The sequence below is a fragment of the Mycolicibacterium sp. P4_G11 genome, assembly GCF_056555145.1.
Genome location: NZ_JBFUJW010000005.1, coordinates 99,716 through 120,942, shown reverse-complemented (window position 1 = coordinate 120,942; position 21,227 = coordinate 99,716). Strand labels below are relative to the sequence as shown.

At 65.5% G+C, this 21,227-nt stretch carries 16 protein-coding genes; 9 read left to right on the top strand and 7 right to left on the bottom strand.

Annotated elements, in window-relative coordinates; genetic code table 11:
- Positions 1–83: 83 nt before the first annotated feature.
- Positions 84–1,613, top strand: a complete 1,530-nt coding sequence (locus AC1U2B_RS11820; protein WP_480216944.1) for an acetyl-CoA acetyltransferase — start codon at positions 84–86, stop codon at positions 1,611–1,613.
- Positions 1,614–2,245: 632 nt separating this feature from the next.
- Here AC1U2B_RS11820 and AC1U2B_RS11815 read toward each other — a convergent pair.
- The 3 genes from AC1U2B_RS11815 to AC1U2B_RS11805 all read right to left on the bottom strand — a co-directional run bounded on the left by AC1U2B_RS11815 (position 2,246) and on the right by AC1U2B_RS11805 (position 6,478).
- Positions 2,246–2,803: a hypothetical protein gene (locus AC1U2B_RS11815; protein ID WP_480216943.1), complete on the bottom strand. Its 558-nt coding sequence runs from the start codon at positions 2,801–2,803 to the stop codon at positions 2,246–2,248.
- Between the two features lie 540 nt (positions 2,804–3,343).
- Entirely contained in the window at positions 3,344–4,906 is a 1,563-nt protein-coding gene (locus tag AC1U2B_RS11810; protein WP_480216942.1) for a DUF4185 domain-containing protein, read from the bottom strand.
- 720 nt (positions 4,907–5,626) lie between these two features.
- Positions 5,627–6,478, bottom strand: a complete 852-nt coding sequence (locus tag AC1U2B_RS11805; RefSeq protein ID WP_480216941.1) for an LLM class F420-dependent oxidoreductase — start codon at positions 6,476–6,478, stop codon at positions 5,627–5,629.
- Positions 6,479–6,662: 184 nt separating this feature from the next.
- Here AC1U2B_RS11805 and sfnG point away from each other — a divergent pair, with 184 nt between their 5' ends.
- The 5 genes from sfnG to purH all read left to right on the top strand — a co-directional run bounded on the left by sfnG (position 6,663) and on the right by purH (position 12,656).
- Positions 6,663–7,793, top strand: coding sequence for a dimethylsulfone monooxygenase SfnG (sfnG, locus tag AC1U2B_RS11800; protein ID WP_043390781.1), 1,131 nt, complete (start codon positions 6,663–6,665; stop codon positions 7,791–7,793).
- Positions 7,794–7,922: 129 nt separating this feature from the next.
- Positions 7,923–8,852: a DUF5336 domain-containing protein gene (locus tag AC1U2B_RS11795; protein WP_480216940.1), complete on the top strand. Its 930-nt coding sequence runs from the start codon at positions 7,923–7,925 to the stop codon at positions 8,850–8,852.
- A 76-nt stretch (positions 8,853–8,928) separates the two neighbouring features.
- The gene (locus AC1U2B_RS11790) at positions 8,929–10,452 is read left to right on the top strand and encodes a cell division protein PerM (protein ID WP_480216939.1); all 1,524 of its coding nucleotides are present in this window, start codon (positions 8,929–8,931) and stop codon (positions 10,450–10,452) included.
- A 9-nt stretch (positions 10,453–10,461) separates the two neighbouring features.
- The gene (gene purN, locus AC1U2B_RS11785; protein WP_260932779.1) at positions 10,462–11,091 is read left to right on the top strand and encodes a phosphoribosylglycinamide formyltransferase; all 630 of its coding nucleotides are present in this window, start codon (positions 10,462–10,464) and stop codon (positions 11,089–11,091) included.
- Complete coding sequence (gene purH / locus AC1U2B_RS11780) at positions 11,088–12,656, top strand: bifunctional phosphoribosylaminoimidazolecarboxamide formyltransferase/IMP cyclohydrolase (RefSeq protein ID WP_480216938.1); 1,569 nt, start codon at positions 11,088–11,090, stop codon at positions 12,654–12,656. Before purN ends, purH begins: the two co-directional genes overlap by 4 nt.
- A gap of 63 nt (positions 12,657–12,719) precedes the next feature.
- Here the strand turns inward: purH and AC1U2B_RS11775 are convergent, their stop codons facing one another.
- Positions 12,720–14,138 (bottom strand): malate:quinone oxidoreductase, encoded by a 1,419-nt coding sequence (locus AC1U2B_RS11775; protein ID WP_480216937.1) that lies wholly within the window; start codon positions 14,136–14,138, stop codon positions 12,720–12,722.
- A gap of 84 nt (positions 14,139–14,222) precedes the next feature.
- On the opposite strand from AC1U2B_RS11775, the gene AC1U2B_RS11770 reads away from it, so the two are divergent.
- Positions 14,223–15,128: a LysR family transcriptional regulator gene (locus AC1U2B_RS11770; RefSeq protein ID WP_480216936.1), complete on the top strand. Its 906-nt coding sequence runs from the start codon at positions 14,223–14,225 to the stop codon at positions 15,126–15,128.
- Between the two features lie 67 nt (positions 15,129–15,195).
- On the opposite strand, the gene AC1U2B_RS11765 is transcribed toward AC1U2B_RS11770, so the two are convergent.
- Positions 15,196–16,209 carry an alpha/beta hydrolase gene (locus AC1U2B_RS11765; protein ID WP_480216935.1) on the bottom strand — a complete coding sequence of 338 codons (1,014 nt, stop codon included), beginning with the start codon at positions 16,207–16,209 and terminating at the stop codon, positions 15,196–15,198.
- Between the two features lie 76 nt (positions 16,210–16,285).
- Here AC1U2B_RS11765 and AC1U2B_RS11760 point away from each other — a divergent pair, with 76 nt between their 5' ends.
- Both AC1U2B_RS11760 and AC1U2B_RS11755 read left to right on the top strand, forming a co-directional pair.
- Positions 16,286–17,680 (top strand): sigma 54-interacting transcriptional regulator, encoded by a 1,395-nt coding sequence (locus AC1U2B_RS11760; protein ID WP_480216934.1) that lies wholly within the window; start codon positions 16,286–16,288, stop codon positions 17,678–17,680.
- Positions 17,673–19,640: a vWA domain-containing protein gene (locus tag AC1U2B_RS11755; RefSeq protein ID WP_480216933.1), complete on the top strand. Its 1,968-nt coding sequence runs from the start codon at positions 17,673–17,675 to the stop codon at positions 19,638–19,640. The genes AC1U2B_RS11760 and AC1U2B_RS11755 overlap by 8 nt, the downstream gene beginning before the upstream one ends.
- 137 nt (positions 19,641–19,777) lie before the next feature.
- Here AC1U2B_RS11755 and AC1U2B_RS11750 read toward each other — a convergent pair whose 3' ends face one another.
- Both AC1U2B_RS11750 and AC1U2B_RS11745 read right to left on the bottom strand, forming a co-directional pair.
- Positions 19,778–20,365, bottom strand: coding sequence for a DUF1707 SHOCT-like domain-containing protein (locus tag AC1U2B_RS11750; protein WP_043390795.1), 588 nt, complete (start codon positions 20,363–20,365; stop codon positions 19,778–19,780).
- A gap of 90 nt (positions 20,366–20,455) precedes the next feature.
- A complete protein-coding gene (locus AC1U2B_RS11745) occupies positions 20,456–21,223 on the bottom strand; it encodes an enoyl-CoA hydratase family protein (RefSeq protein ID WP_480216932.1) in 768 nt (255 codons plus the stop codon).
- Positions 21,224–21,227: the final 4 nt, after the last annotated feature.

Sequence of the window (21,227 nt, the reverse complement as noted above, 5' to 3'; positions counted from 1 at the left end):
CGTGAATGTGCAGCTACCCGCATTGTGGCGTCTTCATCGCAATCGGTTAGCCTATCGAATTAACAGTTGCCTGGAGGTTTGTAATGGGTGTCGATCCGCGTACGCCGGTAATCGTGGGTGTCGGTCAGTTCACCGAGCGACTGGAGGACCCCGACTACCGCGGGATGTCGTCGGTTGACCTCGCCACCGCAGCCGCGCAGGCGGCGCTGCAGGACACCGGGGCCGACGGCGCGGCCGTCGCCGCAGCGATCGACACCATCGCCGGCACCCGCCAGTTCGAGATCTCCGGGCGCACACCCGCGCCGCTCGGCAAGTCCAACAACTACCCGCGCTCGGTTGCGCAGCGCATCGGCGCTGACCCGGCCCGCGCGGTGCTGGAAGTCATCGGCGGGCAGAGCCCGCAGCATCTGATCACCGAATTCGCAGGTGAGATCGTGGCCGGCCGCGCCGACGTCGTGATGGTCATGGGGTCGGAGAACACTTCGAGCCTCAGGTATTTCGACGGCCGCGACGACAAGCCCGATCACTCGGAGACCATCGACGGTCAGCTCGAAGACCGTGGCTACGGTTACGACGGCATCTTCGACGACTACACCGTTCGCCACGGGCTGATCGGTGCGCCGGTGCAATACGGCCTGTTGGACAACGCCCGGCGTGCGCGGCTCGGTTTGTCCGTGCAGGACTACCGGCAGGCCATGGGGGAGCTGTTCGCTCCGATGTCGAAAGTCGCTGCCAAGAACCCGTATTCGTCGGCGCCGGTTGAGCGCACCGTCGACGAGCTGGTCACCGTCACCGACAAGAACCGAATGATCTGTGACCCGTATCCGCGGCTGATGGTGGCCCGCGACCAGGTCAACATGGGCGCAGCGGCGCTGCTCATGTCTGTGGAGTCGGCGCGCAAACTTGGTGTGCCGGAATCCAAGTGGGTGTACTTGCGTGGTCATGCGGACATGAAGGAGCAGAAACTGCTCGGCCGTCCCGACGTGGGTGCCAGCCCGGCATCGGTGCTGGCTGTGGAAGAAGCGTTGCGGGTAGCCGGAATTGGGCTCGACGACGTTTCGGCGTTCGACCTGTACAGCTGCTTCCCGTTCCCGGTGTTCAACATCTGCGACGGCGTCGACCTATCCACTGACGACCCGCGTGGTCTGACGCTGACCGGCGGACTGCCGTACTTCGGCGGCCCGGGAAACAACTACTCATTGCACGGCATCGCTGAGGCCGTCACCCGAATGCGGGAAACCCCAGGAAAATTCGCGCTGGTCGGTGCGAACGGCGGCATCGCAAGCAAGTTCTCGGTCGGCATCTATTCGACCGATCCGGCCGACTGGGTGGCGGACGACAGCGCCGAATTGTGTGCCGAGGTTGCGTCGTGGCCGACGATTGCAGTCGTCGAGCATGCGAACGGCCCGGCGACCATCGAGACCTACACCGTCCGATACGACTGGACTCCCAACACCGGCATCATCATTGGGCGCCTCGACGGCGACGGGAGTCGGTTCTTGGCGACGACGACCGATGCTGACCTGATGGCCTTGCTGTGCGACGGCGAACCGCTGGGAGCGAAGATCGTCGTGACCTCAACCGACGAGGGCAACCGGGCTGTACTGGCCTGATCTGCGGCGTCGAGATCGACGAAATGGTTGTTCTGCAGCAGGTTTCGCGACAATTTCGTCAATCTCGATTTGTCAGAACAGCAGGGGTTGATCGGTTGTGAGAGCGAATCCGTGATCGCCGATTCGGCATGCGGGCGTTCCATTGTCGATGACGCCGCAAACGAGGGCGTCCTCGGTGCGCTTGACAACATGACGAGTGGGTAGGAGAACTGTTGTTGGTTCAGATGTTCCAGCTTCGGATGCTCCAACTGGGGCCCGCGCGGTGATGTCCTTGATCGTGGCGGCGTTGTACTGCCCTGCGACTAGCTCCCATTGGCCGGGTTTGCCGGGCAGAGGGCCCCAGCAGGTGATCCTTGCAAATTTTCGCTCGGGGTAATCGTTTGAAGAACAGATCATTCCGCTCGGTGTCTGAAAAGCAATCCCCGAATAGCGTTGTCCGCTGCTGAAATACGTGTGCTGGTCGGCCTCGATGAATTTCGACAGATCTGGAAAACCGACGACGGTAGAGGGTGACGTCGTGGCTGAAGTGCTGCTCGTCGGTTGCTCGGATCCTGCGGGAGTGCACGCGACTGCCGCAATGAGAACTATTGCGGCGAGGCCGTTTTGGCCTTTCCGCACTAGTAGCGTAGGGATCATCCGTTTGGGGATTTCTCGAACAAGGTCAGCTTGCCCGTACCCACCAGGAAGCCACCATGGTTGGCGAGGCAGGCGGCGGTACCGTTGTCGATAATGCCGCATTGTGCTTTGCCATCGTTGAATCGCAGGACGTGATGCAACGGCAAGGTTGGTGCTGTCGGCTGGGCAGGCTCGTCGGGATAGGCCGCCGAAGTGGACTGGCCTCCAACGCCGTAACCAGTATCGAAACCCATGTCCCACTCGCCATCCCGACCGGGAATCGGGCCCGCGCAGCCGATCGATGGAGCATACGATTTGGTGACGCGCATGCGGCACCGCTGCCCGCTCGGTGTCGTGAAACGGTACTCGGTGGACGTCTCCGGCCCATCTGAATAGTAACTGTGCGGATCTGCAGGCGTGTAGCTGCTGAGGTCTGGAAAGCCGAAGCCCGGAGGTGTGCCAGGTGCCGTCCCGCTTGGTTGTTTGGGTGTACTTGGCGTGCAGCCGATAGCGGCGACGATAATTGCTGTGGCAATTAGCATTCTTTGAGAACAATGGCTGGTGAATGAACGCATTGCTACAGGACCCCTTAGAAAAGGACAACATTGTCGGGGTTCACAACGAACCCGTGATCGCCGATGTGACAGGCCGGGGTTCCGGCATCAAGGATCCCGCAAGCGATGTCGCCCTGGTTGATCTGTAGTGCTTCGCGGCGAGCCAACGTTCGTGACGGTGGCTTCGGAGGCGTGAAAATTCCAGGTCCACTCTTGTTTAGTTCAATGTGTATCTTTGCACCGCTGCCACGTTCGGCACGAAGCGACCATTGGTGCGCGCGGCCTGGAATTGGCCCGACGCAACTGATGCCGTCAGGTCGTGACTCGCGGCCGCCGGCAAGGCCGCAATCTAGACCTAGGGGCGTCAAGAAACCGAATACTGAGTTGTTGTCGCTCGGTATTGAATACCTACTGGAATCAGCTGCGGTGAATGTGCTGAGGTCTGGAAATTCGACGTCGCGTGGTATCGCTGGAGTGTGTGAAATGTCCTTGGGCTGTGAACATGCCGTCAACTGGAGCGACAGCGTCAATAGAACCACGGCCAGTTGTGGTGTGCGCATGTCAGTACGCCCCGAGATTTTTGGTGTCCGAGTTTTCAATCTGGTAGAGCGCCGTTCCGTATCGATTCCACAGTGACAGCGTGGAATCGATGGAGTCGCCTCCCGAGAAAGGTGATTGGAACGCGCCGTACGCCCCACCCTGCTGCACTACCTGAGTAGGCGCAGTCCAACCTGTGCTTCCGTTGGCTGAGGAACTTGTATAGATGCCGCCGGACGCGTCATTGAACGTAACCAGCACCTTGTTCTCGTAGAAGTGCACGTTGGGCTCTCCGATTCCGCTGACCCCTGGTGGCGTTTTGATGATGGGCGGACTCGCATTTGGGTCATGGACGGTGAATGAGCTTCCGTCCCAATACTTGTATGCGGATCGGTCAGTAATTTGATTTGCGGGGACTTGGGCGGCGTGCAGTCCGTCGTTGGTACGGCCGTCCTGAGTGCCGTACATGTAGACGGTCTGGCCGTCTTGGGATAGGGCGAAGCTCTGGACTTGAAATGGGTTGTTGAGCTTGTCGTTGTTGGGCCACGTGGCAGCGACTTTCCAGGTTTTTCCGCCGTCCGTGGATTGCCAGAGGTCGGCGCTACGTGTCTGCCAGGTGTTGTTGTTCCAGTTCTTCACGTTCATCACTGAGGCGTACATGGTGTCGCCGACGTTGAATGTCGACGTTGGGATCGTCGAGATGTCGAGTGGGTCGCCGTTCTTGTCGAGTTCCGGTTTGAACGGGTTCTTTACCACTTCATCGACGACCCATTTCCCGTGCTCGTCCATCTTCCAGTAGATGATGTTGTTGTTCCCGCCGCCGCCTTCATCCTTAGATGGACGGTCTCCGGGACCGCCTGTCCCGGGCATGTTGTCCTTGCCTTTGTTCATGCCCTTGCCGGTATCCCCTTGGATGGTGAACATGCGGCCATCTGGCGTCATGCCCATGATCGACAGATCGGTATTTGGCACGCCCACACCGCCCTCGCCGGTTCTTGGGTCACCAAAGCCAGCCATCGTCTGCTCGAACCCGATCTGGCCGTTATTGAAACTGTCTGGATCGATGCCAGGGGTGAAGCCCGGGACTGGCCTCGGGTTGTTGCCCGGAGTGTTGCCGTCCGCAATGGTTTTCAGACTGTTCGCCAGGTTCTGATCCTGGTCCATGAACGCCTTGATCATGTTTTGCGTGCATTTCGTGAAGGCGGCCGCAATGTTGTCCCAGGCCCCGCCGGTCCGCGGCGGGCGAGTGGTGACAATGCCGTCGTCGGAGACATTGAACATCTGGGACACCGTGCTGACCCAGTTGAGTAGAACGTCACGCAGTGTCGAGAGGATCCGGCCGCCGGCGATCATGGCCGTCGCCATGGCATCGGTGATCTCGTGGAAGCGGTGCTGGCGCTCGATGTTCCGGTAGGCGGCTCCACGGGCGGCGTTGGCCGCCTTGCCCTTCCAATCTTGCTCGAGTTCCTGGACGGCAAATACCTGCTTGCCGATCAACTCGTCGAGGTCTTCAGCCTTGCGCTTCAGATCACGGCCGCCCTCGACCACCGTTAGCGGATTCGTGCCGCGAATCTTCAGGATCGACACTGGCCCCACCCACCGACAAGCCGCCCCATGTCCCTCAGTCTATGGCGGTGGCCGTTCGCGCCCTGACGGAAATTCGGCACAACGTTGCGGAGTCGCGCGCAGCCGTGGCTGTCCGACGTCCAAAGCGAAGGCAAAAGGTCAGCCGTCTCGCTCACCAAGGTGCTCTCCGCTACGTCACAAATGTGGCGACGTTCGCCCGCCCCAAGTTGGTTCGTCCAAACCTCGAACTAGTATGGCGGCGAACCGTTTCCGTCAACAGTTGACGGGCTCTACTCCGCTTGTCGGTTCTGCAGGAGCACCACCGCCGAGTCGGACCGGGTGCAGCGAGTTAGGAACCTTCCGCCGCTTTCGGCAAGGCATCTCCAGTTCTCGAACTCGACGTCGTAGCCCGCGCTTCGACTGGGAGTGGCGAACCACAGTTCACCAACCCGGTGCGCCTCGGCACAGTCGATGTTCCTGCTGCCTCGAATGGCGTGCGTCGTTTCGGTTCTGTATTGATGGACCACGCCGCAGTCCTCCTCGATCTCCGGTGGCCCTGGAGTCGTGAAGACGACCGATGGAGAGGTGCTTGTCGAGGAAGGGGCGGACACAGCCTCTTCCGTTGAACAACCGAGCAGCCCTGCGCAAGCGGCGACAACCAGCACTGGTATCCGCATGGATCAATCGTGGCACGGCGGTGAGGTGCTCTCCGACGCCAAAAGCGCCGGAGAGCCTCAGATCTCAGATCGCGAAGTCGCTCAGCTTCTTGGCCAGCTTCTCGACGTACGCAGACACGGTCGCGTCGTCGCTGTCCGGCAACCCAAACAGCACCTCGGTGACGCCGAGCTTCTTCCAGCGCGCCAGCTTGTCGGCGTCCGGCTTGAAGTCCAGCGCGACGATCGTCGGTGCGCCCGAACGTCCGGCCGCGGCCCAGGTGTCCTGCAGCAGCTTCACTGGCTCATCGATGTCGAAATCGCGGGGCGTGGTGATCCAGCCGTCGGCCGACTTGGCGATCCATTTGAAGTTCTTCTCGGTGCCGGCCGCTCCGACCAGGATCGGAATGTGCGACTGCACGGGCTTGGGCCACGCCCACGACGGACCGAACTTCACGAATTCACCGTCGTACTCGGCTTCTTCCTGGGTCCACAGCGCGCGCATCGCCTCCAGGTACTCGCGCAGCATGGTGCGCCGCCGGGCCGGCGGGACGTTGTGGTCTTGGAGTTCGTCTGTGTTCCAACCGAATCCGACGCCGACCGACACGCGGCCGCCCGACAGGTGATCCAGCGTCGCAATCGATTTCGCGAGCGTGATCGGGTCGTGCTCGACCGGCAGCGCCACCGCGGTCGACAGTCGCACCCGCGAGGTGACCGATGCGGCGGACCCGAGCGCGACCCACGGGTCGAGTGTGCGCATGTAGCGGTCGTCGGGCAGGGTCTCGTCACCGGTGGTGGGATGAGCGGCCTGGCGCTTGATCGGAATGTGCGTGTGTTCGGGCACGTAGAAGGTGGTGAAGTCGTGATCGTCGGCCAGTTTGGCGGCGGCGGCGGGCTTGATGCCGCGGTCGCTGGTGAAAAGTACGAGCCCGTAGTCCATACGGTGAATTAGAACGTGTTTCAGTATGGGGCGCAAGGGTGGGTGGCCAGAAAGCCGAACAATGCGTATTACCTGGTGTTTTGGCGGAGACGGCAGCCTCGAGACGCCCGTGAACCGAGATGGAGATAACTTCATCGCGAACGTTACCCACGACGTTGGGCACAGCACTTGCTGACATGGGCGCATGACGACTGAACGCATCGCCGACCACGTCAAGTTCGCCTACTGGGTGCCCAACGTCAGCGGCGGCCTGGTGACCAGTGACATCGAACAGCGCACCGACTGGAACTACGAATACAACAAGAAGCTCGCACAAACCGCGGAGAACAACGGCTTCGAGTACGCCCTCAGTCAGGTTCGGTACGAGGCCAGCTATGGCGCCGAATACCAGCACGAGTCAACGAGTTTCAGCCTTGCCCTGCTGCTGGCGACGGAACGGCTGAAAGTCATTGCGGCCGTTCATCCGGGCCTCTGGCAGCCGGCTGTGCTGGCCAAGCTCGGCGCCACCGCTGATCACCTGTCCAACGGGCGCTTCGCCGTCAACGTCGTCTCCGGTTGGTTCAAGGACGAATTCACGCACCTGGGCGAGCCCTGGCTGGAACACGACGAGCGCTACCGCCGCAGTGCTGAATTCCTCCAGGTGCTGCGCAAGATCTGGACCGAGGACGACGTCGACTTCCGGGGCGACTTCTATCGCATCCACGACTTCACGCTGAAGCCCAAGCCGCTCAACACGGCCGACCGTCCCAACCCGGAGCTGTTCCAGGGCGGCAACTCGAGCGCCGCACGACGCAACGGCGGCTACTACGCCGACTGGTACTTCTCCAACGGCAAGGACTTCGACGGCGTGACCGAACAACTCGTCGACGTTCGCGACCACGCCCGCCAGGTTGCCCGGGAAGTCCGCTTCGGGCTGAACGGCTTCATCATCGCCCGCGATACGGAGAAGGAGGCGAAAGAAGTCCTCCGGGAGATCGTCGCGAAGGCGAACCGGCCTGCTGTCGAGGGGTTCCGTCAGGCCGTGCAGCAGGCCGGCAACTCCACCGGCGACAAGAAAGGCATGTGGGCGGACTCGAGCTTCGATGACCTGGTGCAGTACAACGACGGTTTTCGTACCAAGTTGATCGGAACTCCGGAACAGATCGCCGAACGGATTGCTGCCTACCGCAAACGCGGCGTCGATCTGATCCTCGGCGGCTTCCTGCATTTCCAGGAGGAAATCGAGTACTTCGGGGCCAAGGTGCTGCCGTTGGTGCGGGAAATCGAGGAGGCGGAACAGGACGCGGCGCAGGGTCCGGTTCGCGTCCCGGCCTGACGTGTCGGCAAGTTTGCTCAGCACCGTCGCGGCCGGTCAGGCCGGTGGTCAGCGCGCTCAACTCATGCAGGGCACCCTTAATGAAGTGCGCTAGCGTGGTTGGTCGAGTCGACAGGTACAGGAGAGGTCATGACGTACCAGCCCGGTAACCCCGGCTATCCGCCCGCCCAGCAGCCCAACCAGTTCGGAGGGCCGACCCAGCAGTTCAACCGCCTGCCCGAGCAGATCCCGGCTGCGCCCGCCGCGCCGGCCGGCCCGAGCAAACTGCCGGAGTACCTGACCACCGCGGTGGCGGCGCTCGGCCTGCTCATCTTCGGGTTCAACTTCGCGCCCCAGTTGGGTGCCGGCGGCCTCGACGCGGGCACCGGCAGCATCCTGACCCAGGCTCCGATCGTGGTCGCTGTCCTGGCCGCGCTGCTCGCCGGTGTCAGCCTGCTGCCGAAGCAGAAGAGCTTCAAGTCGTGGGTCGCCATCCTGTCGGTGCTGGCATTGCTGCTGGTCATCAACGAGATCGTGCAGGCGCCCAAGGGCATCGAGGTCGAGTGGGGCCTCTACACCGTGCTGGTGCTGTCCGTGCTGCAGGCCGGTAGCGCCGTGGCTGCGCTGCTGCTCGACGCCGGCGTCATCCAGCCGCCCGCGCCGCGCCCGCAGCCCGATCCGTACAACTACGGCGGACCGGCACAGGGCTACAACCCGCAGGCGCAGTACTACGGCCAGCAGCCCCAGCAGCAATACGGCCAGCAGACCGGCCAGCACTTCGGTCAGCAGGGCGGATACCAGCAGCAGCCGCAGAACGGCCCCATCGGCGGCTACACCGGTCAGCAGGGTGCGCCGCAGCACGGTGCCGACTCGGGCCCGCCGACCCCTCCGACCGGTTTCCCCGCGTTCGGTCAGCCGCAGTCGTCTGCCGGTCAGTCTCAGGCCCCGCAGCAGTCATCGGCCCCGCAGCCGTCGGCGTCTGAGGCCGTCGCCGGATCGTCGTCGTACGGCTCGTCGCCGAGCGTTCCGGGTGCTTCCGAGCCGACAACGACTTTCCAGCAGCCCCCGGCTCCGCAGTAATCGGGTCCGGCGTCGTCATAATCGCTAGGGCACTCGCAACCGGCGGGTGAGACCTGCGCGAGGAGTGACCCAGCTAGTGGATAACCGACCAGTCGGTACGCGCCAAGCGCGTGACCTGCTTCGGGTTGCGTTCGGCCCGTCGGGCATCGCCCTGGCGATCATCGCTGCGCTGACGCTGATCCAGCTGGTCATCGCCAATAGCGATCTGACCGGCGCGTTCGGCGCGATGGCCAGCATGTGGCTGGGCGTGCACGGCGTGCCGGTGTCGATCGCCGGCGCCGAACTCGGCGTGATGCCGCTGGCCCCGCTGCTGGCGATGGTGTGGGGCACCGCCCGCACCACGGCGGCGGCGACGCGGCCGGGTGCGTCGTGGTTCGTCGTCCGGTGGATCGTCGCGTCGGCCCTCGGCGGACCTTTGCTGATCGCGGCAATCGCGATCGCGGTGATCCACGATGCGTCGTCGGTGCTCACCGAGCTGCAGACCCCCAACGCCCTCCAAGCGTTCGGCTGCGTGCTGGCTGTGCACGCGGTCGGCGCGGCCATCGGCGTCGGCTCGCGGCTGCAGGGACGACTCCTGACCGACGCCCACCTGCCCTACTGGCTCCCCGAAGCGCTGCGCGCGGCGCTCGCCGGGGTGCTGGCGCTGCTCGGCTTGTCTGGGCTGGTCGCGGTCGGTTCGATGGTCGTGCACTGGTCGACGATGCACGACCTGTTCGGGATTACCGACTCGGTGTTCGGCCAGCTCAGCCTGACCGTGCTGTCTGCGCTGTACATCCCGAACGTCATGGTCGGATCCGCGGCGGTGGCCGTCGGCTCGAGTGTGCACATCGGGTTGGCGACGTTCAGTTCGTTCACGGTGCTCGGCGGCGACGTCCCCGCGGTGCCGGTGCTGGCCGCGGTGCCGTCACCTCCGTTGGGTCCGGTATGGGTGGCGCTGCTGATCATCGCAGCGGCCTCGGCGGTGGCGGTGGGGCAGCAGTGCGCGCGGCGCCCGGCCCCGTGGCCGATTGCGTTCGCGAAGTTGGCGGTGGCGTCACTGCTGGCTGCGGTGATGATGGTCATGCTCGCGATCGCCGGCAGTGGTCGCCTTGGCAACTTCGGTGAGCTCGGGGTGGACCAGACGACGTTCGGGCCGGGGGTGTTCCTGTGGTTCGTGTCGATCGGCGGTCTCACGGTGGCGATGGCCGGCGGCCTGACGCGTCGCCCGGAGCGGCCGGTGCCCGTCGCGCCGGTGGCAGAACCGCATGACGACGAACCGGCCGACGCCGAGATCGTCGAGGACGACGAACCCGTGACCGAGGTGCTGTTCGGCGACGTCCCGGCCGCTGCCGTGGATGTTGACGACGATTCGCATTTCGCGGGCGGCCCGGCGTTCGAGTCCGCCCCAGAGTCGGCACCTGAGCCAGCGCCCGAACCCGATCCTGAGCCGGTGGCCAAACCCGCCGAACCTCGGCGGCCGGCCCGTCCCGAACCGGACATGACCCCGGCGCCGGCCGAGGCGTATCAGTCCGGCACCACCGATCGCATCGGCGAACACATCGCCTTCGACCCTGACGAGGACCCTGAGGCGCATTTCGTCGTCGACGACGACGGCCACTAGGCTGCTCCCGTGCAGCAACCGCTCCGTGTGCCCCCGACTGCGCCGGCGCGGCTCGTCGTCCTGGCCTCGGGGACCGGTTCGCTGCTCGAATCGGTGCTGGCAGCAGCGGTTGGTGACTACCCGGCGCGCGTCGTGGCGGTCGGAACGGACCGGGATTGCCAAGCGTTGGAGATCGGCGCGGCGGCCGGTGCGGCGACGTTCACCGCCCGGTTGCGCGACCACGCCGACCGGGCCGCCTGGGATGTCGCGCTGACCGAAGCGGTCGCCGCCCATGAGCCGGATCTGGTGGTGTCGGCGGGCTTCATGAAAATCCTCGGACCGACGTTTCTGGCGCGCTTCCAAGGCCGGGTGCTGAACACCCACCCGGCGCTGCTGCCGTCGTTCCCCGGAGCGCACGCGGTGCCCGACGCCCTCGCGTACGGAGTGCGCGTCACCGGCAGCACGGTGCACCTGGTGGATGCCGGTACCGATACCGGGCCGATCCTGGCGCAGGAGCCGGTGGCGGTACTCGACGGCGACGACGAATCGTCGCTGCATGAACGGATCAAGGTCGTCGAGCGACGACTGCTGGTAGATGTGATCGCCGCGGTGGCCCTCCGCGGCGTGACGTGGAGTGGACGAAAGGCGGCCATAGGATGACGCGACGACCGATTCGGCGCGCGCTGATCAGCGTGTACGACAAGACCGGCCTGGCGGAGCTGGCCCGCGGGCTGCACGCGGCCGGAGTGACCCTGGTTTCGACCGGGTCGACTGCGAACACCATTGCTGCCGAGGGTATCCCGGTCACGCCGGTGGAGGAGGTCACGGGATTCCCGGAGGTGCTCGACGGCCGGGTCAAGACGCTGCACCCGCGCGTGCACGCCGGTCTGCTGGCCGACACCCGCAAGGCCGAGCACCTCGCCGCGCTGGACGAGCTCGGCGTCGAGGCGTTCGAACTCGTTGTGGTGAACCTGTATCCGTTCACGCAGACCGTCGCGTCGGGTGCTTCCGAGGACGAGTGCGTCGAGCAGATCGACATCGGCGGCCCGTCGATGGTCCGCGCCGCGGCGAAGAACCACCCGAGCGTCGCCGTCGTCGTGGACCCGCTGGGCTACGACGGCGTGCTGGCTGCCGTCAACGCCGGTGGCTTCACGCTCGAAGAGCGGAAGAAGTTGGCGTCGTTGGCTTTCCGGCACACCGCCGAGTACGACGTGGCCGTCGCTTCCTGGATGGGATCGGTGCTCGTGCCGGGCGATGACGAGGCGTCTGCCGCGGGCATGCCGGCCTGGCTCGGTTCGACCTGGCGTCGCTCCGATGTGCTGCGCTACGGCGAGAACCCGCATCAGAAGGCCGCGCTCTACAGCGACGACGCCGGCTGGCCGGGGCTCGCGCAGGCCGAGCAGCTGCACGGAAAAGAGATGTCCTACAACAACTTCACCGATGCCGACGCGGCATGGCGGGCGGCGTTCGACCACGAGGACATCTGCGTGGCGATCATAAAGCACGCCAACCCGTGTGGCATTGCGGTGTCGTCGATCTCGGTTGCCGATGCGCACCGCAAGGCGCATGAGTGCGATCCCCTGAGCGCGTTCGGCGGCGTCATCGCGGCCAACACGGCGGTGACCGAGGAGATGGCCGAGACCGTCGCCGACATCTTCACCGAGGTGATCGTCGCCCCCGCCTTCGAGCCGGGTGCCGTCGAAATCCTGAGCCGTAAGAAGAACATTCGCATCCTGGTGGCTTCCGAGCCGCAGCCCGGCGGCACCGAGTTCCGTCAGGTCAGCGGTGGTCTGCTGGTGCAGCAGCGCGACGCGCTGGACGCGGCGGGCGATGACTCTGCCAACTGGACCCTGGCGACCGGCACTCCGGCCGATCCAGAGACGTTGGCCGACTTGGTGTTCGCCTGGCGCGCCTGCCGTGCCGTGAAGTCGAACGCCATCGTGGTCGCCGCCAACGGCGCCACCGTCGGTGTCGGCATGGGCCAGGTGAACCGCGTCGACGCGGCGCGGCTCGCGGTCGAGCGGGGCGGTGACCGGGTGCGCGGTGCTGTTGCGGCGTCGGACGCCTTCTTCCCGTTCCCCGACGGCCTGGAGACCCTGACCAACGCCGGCGTGAAAGCCATTGTGCACCCGGGTGGTTCGGTCCGCGACGACGAAGTCACCGCTGCCGCTGCCGCCGCCGGGATCACGCTGTACCTGACCGGAGCCCGGCACTTCGCCCACTAGGTCTTGCTGACTGAGTGGCCAGGTCTGCACGCAGGTGACTCGTGCAGACCTGGCCATTTGGCGTTAGAGGCCCAGCGCCGGAGCGGTATCTCGATCGTGGAGTGCGCCGTTCATCTGCTCCTGCCACGATGTGGTCCATTGCTCGGGGAAACACCGCTGCAAGAGGTCGAGCATGATCGGCACGGCGGTCGAGGCTCCCGGCGATGCACCCAGCAGCCCGGCGATGGTGCCGTCGGCCGAGGCGACCAGTTCGGTTCCTGATCGCAATGCGCCGATGCGTTCGGCGTCCGGAGTGACCAGTTGGGCTCGCTGCCCGGCCGGCACCAGTTCCCAGTCCTGCGGGTCAGCGCCGGGGTAATACCGTTGCAGCTGTTTGATTTTCCCGCTGCGTGGAGTGAGCAGCTCGCAGATCAGGTACCGCACCAACGGCAGGCTCTGCGCGGCCGCGGCGGCCAGCACATGCAGGTTGTGCCACCGTAGCGTCGTGAAGAAGTCGGTGAGCCGGCCGCCTTTGAGGAGCTTGGTGCTGAATGTCGCATACGGGCCGAACATCAGGTAGTCCTCGCCATCGACCACGCGTTTGTCCAAGTGCGGCACCGACATCGGCGGGGCACCTATCGCGGCTTGGCCGTACACCTTGGCGTCGTGCTGAGCGACGACGTCGGGTCGCGAGCATCGGAGGAAGGCGGCGCCGACGGGCAGGACACCGTAACCCCGGACCTCGGGCAGGTGGGCGCGCTGCAGCAGGCGGAGGGCGAATCCGCCGGCACCGACGAACACGTGCCGCGCCCTGAACTGAAACCTGTTGCGCGAGTCTGTACGTCGGCCACTGACCAGCCAGGTGCCGTCGGGTTCCTGGGCCAGTCGGCGCACGTCGTGGTTGAGTCGGACCTCGCCGCCGTTCGAGGCGAGAATTCGGGTCAGCCCGCGGGTGAGCGCTCCGAAGTCGACATCGGTGCCGCCGGGGTGCCGGGTCGCCGCAACCGGCTGTTCCGAGCCGCGACCGGCCATCACCAGGGGTGCCCAGCGCGCGATCGTCGTGGGATCGTCGCTGAACTCGAGCTCGGCGAACAGTGGGTCGGCGCTGAGGGTTTCGAACCGCCGTCGCAGGTATGCCACGTCGTGGTCGCCGAAGACCACGTCCATGTGCGGGGTGCCGTGGACGAAGGTCGCTGGGTCCAGCAGGCCCTGCTCGACCAAATGTGCCCACCATTGGCGGGACAGCTGGAATTGTTTGGCGATCTCAGTGGCCGCCGCGCCGTCTGCGGGGTCTGGCATGTAGTTGAGCTCGCAGTAGCCGGAGTGGCCCGTGCCGGCGTTGTTCCACGGTCCGCTGCTCTCGGTTGCGATGTCGGATGCCCGTTCGATCAACATGATTCGCCACTCGGGCTCCAGCACACTGAGCATGGCGCCGAGCGTGGCCGACATGATGCCGCCACCGATGAGGAGGACGTCGGCGACATCGGGTTCAACGGTATTCATTGTTGCTCCTTGTCTCGATGAATCCAGCATCACTCCGACAACTTCAATCCGTCCAATGAATGTTTTGGCGATTACCATCCGAATATGGATCAATGGATGAGTCTGCTTGCGCCACAGCTACGGGCGCTCGAGGAGCTTGACTCCCAAGGCGGACACATGACCCGCGCCGCGGATAGCCTGGGGATTCCGCAGTCGTCGATGAGTCGACGTATCCACGCATTGGAGAAGACGCTCGGCGTTCAATTGCTCACCCAGGAGGGCCGGACCGTGCGCCTGACACCGGCAGCGGTACACCTGGCCGAGCAGACTCGGCGCCCGCTGCGGGAACTGGAAGCGATCGTCGAAACCATCGCCGGTGAAGCCGACCCTGAACACGGCACCATTCGGTTCGGCTTCCCCTTGACGATGGGGGCCGGCGTGGTGCCGAACCTGGTCACTGAATTCCACCGGCGCGCACCAGGAATCCGGCTGCAGATCAAACAGGCGCACGGCAGTGAATTGGCCGCCGACCTCAAGTCCGGGATGCTCGACGTGGCGGTGGTGATCCCTCCGCCCGGCGACGTCGAGCATGCAGTTATCGGCGGCCAACAGATCAGGGCCGTGCTACCCGCAGCGCATCCGCTCGCTGCCCGCCGTCGTCTCCGTTTGGATGAGCTGCACGACGAGACGTTCATTGCCAACCCGGCCAGCTATCACCTGCGCCAAGCGACTGAAAGCTGGTGCCGTGATGCGGGTTTCGTGCCGCACGTGCCGGTGGAGATCACGGAGTTCTCGACCATCCGCGAGTTGGTCGGACGAGGTATGGGAATAGCGCTGCTACCGCATGACGAGCACACTTCGCGCAAGGTTCGAGAAATCCCGTTGACGCCCAACACCTATCAGCGAGAAATCGCACTGGCATGGGCGTCGACCGCGGTCACTCCGGCAGCCCGCAGGTTGCTCACCTTCCTGCGGGCTGAATGGTCAATCGAGTCTGGTCGTCGTCGTTGACCCTGAGGCTATGGCGACAAATGTCGAGTGGCTCACGCCGCTGGCGCAGGGTCAACGCTGTTGAGGGCTAAGAAGCGACCTCGTCGTGCTTCTGAGTGGTGGCGTATTCGAAGAACGCGACGATCTCGGAGACGGCCTTGCGGGCGTCCGGGTTGACGTCGAAGCTCAGCTGGAACATGTGCATTGCCGCGTCCCACACCTGAACCCAGGCCTGGGCGCCGGCCGCCCGCAGTGCGTCGGCGAGCGCGAAGGAGTCGTTGCGCAGCATCTCGTTGGTGCCGATCTGCAGCAGCGTCGGGCCGAGGCCGTGCAGGTCGGCTTCGGTGGGCATCTGGGGCACGGGGTGGGTGCCGTTCTTCGTGGCGAAGACCGTGTAGATGTACTTCACCGCCATGAACGGGAACAGCACGTCGCGCGATTCCAGCATGGCGTTGTACTTCAGGTTCATGTCCGACGACGTCAGGGCCGACAGCAGCACCTGTGCCGCGGGCACCGGCAGGCCGCTGTCGCGCGCGGCGATCGCGGTGTCGGCGGCGATCAGGCCGCCCGCCGAGTCGCCGGCGAACACGATCTTCGTGGAGTCCACCCCGGAGGCCAGCACCAGGCGGTAGGCGTCGAGTCCGTCGCTCACGGCCTCTTCGATCGTGGCCTGCGGGGCCAGCCGGTAGCCGACGTTCAAAACCCGGGCGCCCGTCGCTGCGGAGAGCTTGCTGGCCCAGCGCCGGTGCGAGTTCAGCCCGAGGGTGATCAGCGCGGAGCCGTGGAAGTACACGATCACCCGATCGGAATCCCGTGCGCCGGGCGCGACGATCCATTCGGCCGGGCAATTGGGCAGTGCGATGGACGTCACCTCGGTGCCCGGCAACGGGCGGAAGACGCGGAAGGCGGGGTCGATGATGTCGTAGCGACCCCGCTGCACGAGCGCGGGACGGAACCGGTTGACGACCATGCCGACCAGCGTGAGCAGGGCAATTACCGGTCGGACGAACACCGCGGTCAGTCCGCCGAGCAGTCGGCTCTGCCACGCGGCGGGGCCGAACTCGAGGTCTGTGGGGCGGTTCGTCCAGTCGAGCGAGTTCACGATACCGAGGGTACTGGGTAAAGCTCCGGAGCCCAAGGTGCTGCCGGTCACCGAGCACCGTCGTAGCGTGGAGGTCGTGACATCACCTAACGACCTGCCAGCCGATCTGCCGAAGACCGTCGGCGCGTTGAAAGCGACCGGCCACCGGGAACGGGGCATCAAGACCGAAATCCGCGAGAACCTGCTGGCTGCGCTGGCTGACGGCCAGGATGTGTGGCCCGGCATCTTCGGCTTCGAGGACACCGTGCTGCCGCAGCTGGAGCGCGCGCTGATCGCCGGGCACGACGTCGTGCTGCTGGGCGAGCGCGGCCAGGGCAAGACCCGCCTGCTGCGCGGTCTGGTCGGGCTGCTGGACGAATGGACCCCGGTCATCGAGGGTTCTGAGCTGGGTGAGCACCCCTACTCGCCGATCACACCCGAGTCGATCCGCCGGGCTGCGACTTCGGGCGACGACCTGCCCATCACCTGGAAGCACCGCAGCGAGCGCTACACCGAGAAGCTGGCGACGCCGGACACCAGCGTCGCCGACCTCGTCGGCGACATCGACCCCATCAAGGTGGCCGAGGGGCGCAGCCTGGGCGACCCGGAGACCATTGCCTACGGCCTCATCCCGCGGGCGCACCGCGGCATCGTCGCGATCAACGAGCTGCCCGACCTCGCCGAGCGCATCCAGGTCGCGATGCTCAACGTGATGGAGGAGCGCGACATCCAGGTCCGCGGCTACACCCTGCGGCTGCCGCTCGACGTGCTCGTGGTGGCCAGCGCCAACCCCGAGGACTACACCAACCGTGGCCGCATCATCACGCCGCTGAAGGACCGCTTCGGCGCCGAGATTCGCACGCACTACCCGCTGGAGCTCGACGCCGAGGTCGGCGTCATCAAGCAGGAGGCCCACCTGGCCGCCGAGGTTCCGGGGTACCTGCTCCAGATTCTGGGCCGCTTCGCGCGGTACCTGCGCGAGTCGCAGTCGATCGATCAGCGCTCCGGTGTCTCGGCCCGCTTCGCCATCGCCGCGGCCGAAACCGTTGGCGCCGCGGCTCAGCACCGTTCGGCGATTCTGGGCGAACAGGATCCGGTGGCCCGGGTCGTCGACCTGCAGACCATCATCGGCGTGCTGCGCGGCAAGCTGGAATTCGAGTCCGGTGAGGAGGGGCGCGAGCAGGCGGTGCTGGAGCACCTGCTGCGTCGCGCCACCGCCGACACCGCACAGCGACTGCTCGGCGGCATCGATGTCGGTTCGTTGGTCGCTGCGGTGGAAGGGGATTCGCCGGTGACGACGGGGGAGCGGGTGTCGGCCAAGGACGTCCTGGCTGCACTGCCCGACCTGCCCGTCATCGAGGCGATCGCTGAGCGGCTCGATGCCCAGTCCGACGGCGAGCGGGCGGCGGCCGTCGAGCTGGCGCTGGAAGCGCTGTATCTGGCCAAGCGCATCGACAAGACCTCCGACGACGGCGAAACGGTTTATGGCTGAACACCTCTCGCGGTATTCGCGCTACACCGGCGGCCCGGATCCGCTGGCGCCCCCTGTCGACCTGAGGGAGGCGCTGGAGCAGATCGGCCAGGACGTCATGGAGGGCGCGTCGCCCCGGCGCGCGCTGTCCGAACTCCTGCGTCGGGGTACCCAGAACATGCGCGGTGCCGACCGGCTGGCCGCCGAGGCCAACCGGCGTCGTCGGGAGCTGCTGTCGCGCAACAACCTTGACGGCACCCTGCAGGAGATCAAGAAGCTGCTCGACGGGGCCGTGCTTGCCGAGCGTAAGGAACTGGCCAGGGCGCTCGACGACGACGCGCGGTTCGGCGAACTGCAGTTGGAGTCGTTGTCGCCGTCGCCGGCGAAAGCTGTACAAGAGCTGTCCGAATACGACTGGCGTTCAGCGGAGGCCCGGCAGAAGTACGAGCAGATCAAGGATCTGCTCGGCCGGGAGATGCTGGACCAACGGTTCGCCGGCATGAAGGACGCGCTGGAGAACGCCACCGACGAGGACCGTCAGGCTGTCAACGACATGCTCGACGACCTGAACAACCTCTTGGAGAAGCACGCCAAAGGCGAAGACACCCAACAGGATTTCCAGGATTTCATGGCCAAGCACGGCCAGTTCTTCCCGGAGAATCCGCAGAACGTCGACGAGCTGCTGGACTCCTTGGCGCAGCGGGCCGCGGCCGCGCAGCGATTCCGCAACAGTCTGTCGCCCGACCAGCGCGCCGAGCTGGATGCGTTGGCACAGCAGGCATTCGGGTCACCGTCGTTGATGAACGCGCTCGACCGACTCGACGGCAACCTGCAGGCCGCCCGCCCCGGCGAAGACTGGACCGGGGAGCGGAGTTTCACGGGAAACAACCCGCTGGGCATGGGGGAGGCCGCCCAGGCGATGGCGGACATCGCCGAGTTGGAGCAACTGGCGGAACAACTTTCGCAGAGTTACGCCGGTGCCCAGATGGACGACGTCGATCTGGACATGCTCGCCCGGCAGCTGGGCGACGAGGCCGCTGTCGATGCGCGCTCGTTGGCGGAGCTGGAACGCACCCTGATGAATCAGGGCTTCCTGGACCGCGGCTCGGACGGGCAGTGGCGGCTGTCGCCGAAGGCCATGCGCCAGTTGGGTCAGGCGGCGCTGCGTGATGTCGCGCAACAACTTTCCGGTCGTCACGGCGAGCGGGACACTCGTCGGGCCGGTGCGGCCGGCGAGCTGACCGGGGCCACCCGGCCGTGGCAGTTCGGTGACACCGAGCCGTGGAACGTCACGCGCACATTGACCAACACGGTGCTGCGGCAGGCGGGCACGGACCCCGACGGGCCGTTGCGGATCAGCGTCGACGATGTGGAGATCTCAGAAACCGAGACCCGCACCCAGGCTGTGGTGGCGCTGTTGGTGGACACCTCATTCTCGATGGTGATGGAGAACCGGTGGCTGCCGATGAAGCGCACCGCCCTGGCGCTCAATCATCTGGTGAGCACCCGGTTCCGGTCAGATGCGTTGCAGATCATCGCTTTTGGCCGGCACGCCCGCACGGTGTCCGCGGCCGAGTTGACCGGGCTGGAAGGCGTCTACGAACAGGGCACCAACCTGCACCACGCACTGTTGCTGGCCGCCCGGCACCTGCGTCGTCATCCCAATGCGCAGCCGGTCATCCTGGTCGTCACCGACGGCGAGCCGACGGCCCACCTGGAGCAGTACCGCAACGGGACCGAGACGTTCTTCGACTACCCGCCGCATCCGCGCACCATCGCCTTCACGGTGCGCAGCTTCGACGAGGTGGCCCGAATGGGCGCGCAGATCACCATCTTCCGGCTGGGGAGCGATCCAGGCCTGGCCCGGTTCATCGACCAGGTGGCCCGGCGCGTCGAAGGTCGCGTCGTGGAACCCGAATTGGACGGGTTGGGTGCGGCGGTGGTCGGTGACTACCTGCGGTCAAGGCGTCGTCGCCGCTGATTTCCTGCGTGCGTGCGTCCGTCGTTGCGCGGCCATACCCGGGGCGGTGTTCATTTTGGGGTCGCTCGCCACTGACGAGTGGCCCCGAAGTGCACGCGAAAAGCGGCGTGTTGCCGTACAAACACGGCCGCTCGCGGTTAGGCGGACTCGAGTGGCTTGCGCTTCTTGGACTTGATGCCGACGCGGCCCCACAGCGAGAAGCCGCGGATGGTGACGCGCGGGGCGCCGGGGGTGCCCTGCTGCCCGAGGTGGTCGAACGCGCCCATCACACCGACACCGTGCACGTCGACGTTGACCTCCGGCGGCAGCAGGATGGTCTGACCGCCGAAGATCGAGTACGAGTGGATCTCGACGTCCGGTGACGTGAAATCGGCGTACCGCAGATCGATGACGCCGCCGCCGAACAACGAGAACGACGTCAACCGCTGCGGCACATTCCAGCGGCCCCGCCGCTCGAATCCGCTCATGATCGCCAACAACAGCGTCGAGGGTGCGGGGTGGCACTCGCCGCCCGCTTCCCACGGCGCGGTGGTGATGTACGGCAGGTCGGAACTCAGCTTCGACAGTTCGGCGTACGTCTGCGCGGAATAGGCGCGGTTCAGCCGGTCCTCGTACTCGGACATCGGCAGCCGTCCCTGCGCGGCCGCATCGCTGAGGAGGTGAGCGACCTGTATCCGGTCGGTATCGACGACGCGCATCTGTGCGCGCGAACCTGGGGTGCTCATCAAGTCGAGCCTACGACTATCACAGGGACTTGCAAGGCTGATGTTGCAAACTGTGGCCGCATCGATGTCGGATCCGTTACGGGATGTGGATCACTTATTCCAGTTCGGCTGCCGCTTCTGGAGGAAGGCCATCATGCCTTCGCGCGCCTCGTCGGAGACGAACAGCTTCGCCGACTGCTTGGCCAGCTTCTCGGCGTCGCGGTCGAAATCGGCCAGGATCGACGCCGTGGTCAGCGCCTTCGACGTGGCCAGGCCCTGCGGTGAGCCCTTGGTGATCTCGTCCGTCAGCTTCGCGACAGCGGCCGGCACGTCGTCGGTCGCGACCGTCACCAGGCCGATCCGTTCGGCCTCCTCGGCGCCGAACTTCTCGCCGGTGACGAAGTAGCGGCCGGCCGCGCGGGCCGTCATCTTCGGCAGCAGCGTCAGCGAGATGATCGACGGCGCCACCCCGATCCGGGCCTCGGTGAGCGCGAAGGTGCTGGCAGAACCGGCGACCACCAGGTCACAGGCACCGATCAGTCCCATGCCGCCGGCCCGGACATGACCGTCGATCGCGGCGATCACCGGAATGGGCAACTCCAGTATCGATCGCAACAGGTGTGCTGCCTCCAGGGCCCGGGCGGTCGCGAGGTCGCCGGGGCTGCGTCCGGCCGCTTCACTCAGGTCAGCCCCGGCGCAGAAGGTGCCGCCGGTGTGGCCCAGCACCACCACCCGGACGCCGGGTTCGGCAGCGGCATCGGTGAGGCCCTGCCGCAACTGGTCCACCAGCGCGGTCGACATCGCATTGCGGTTGTGCGGTGAGTCCAGCGTCAGCCGGGCGACACCGCTTTCGACGGAGTAATGGACCAGTGCGGTCATGAGG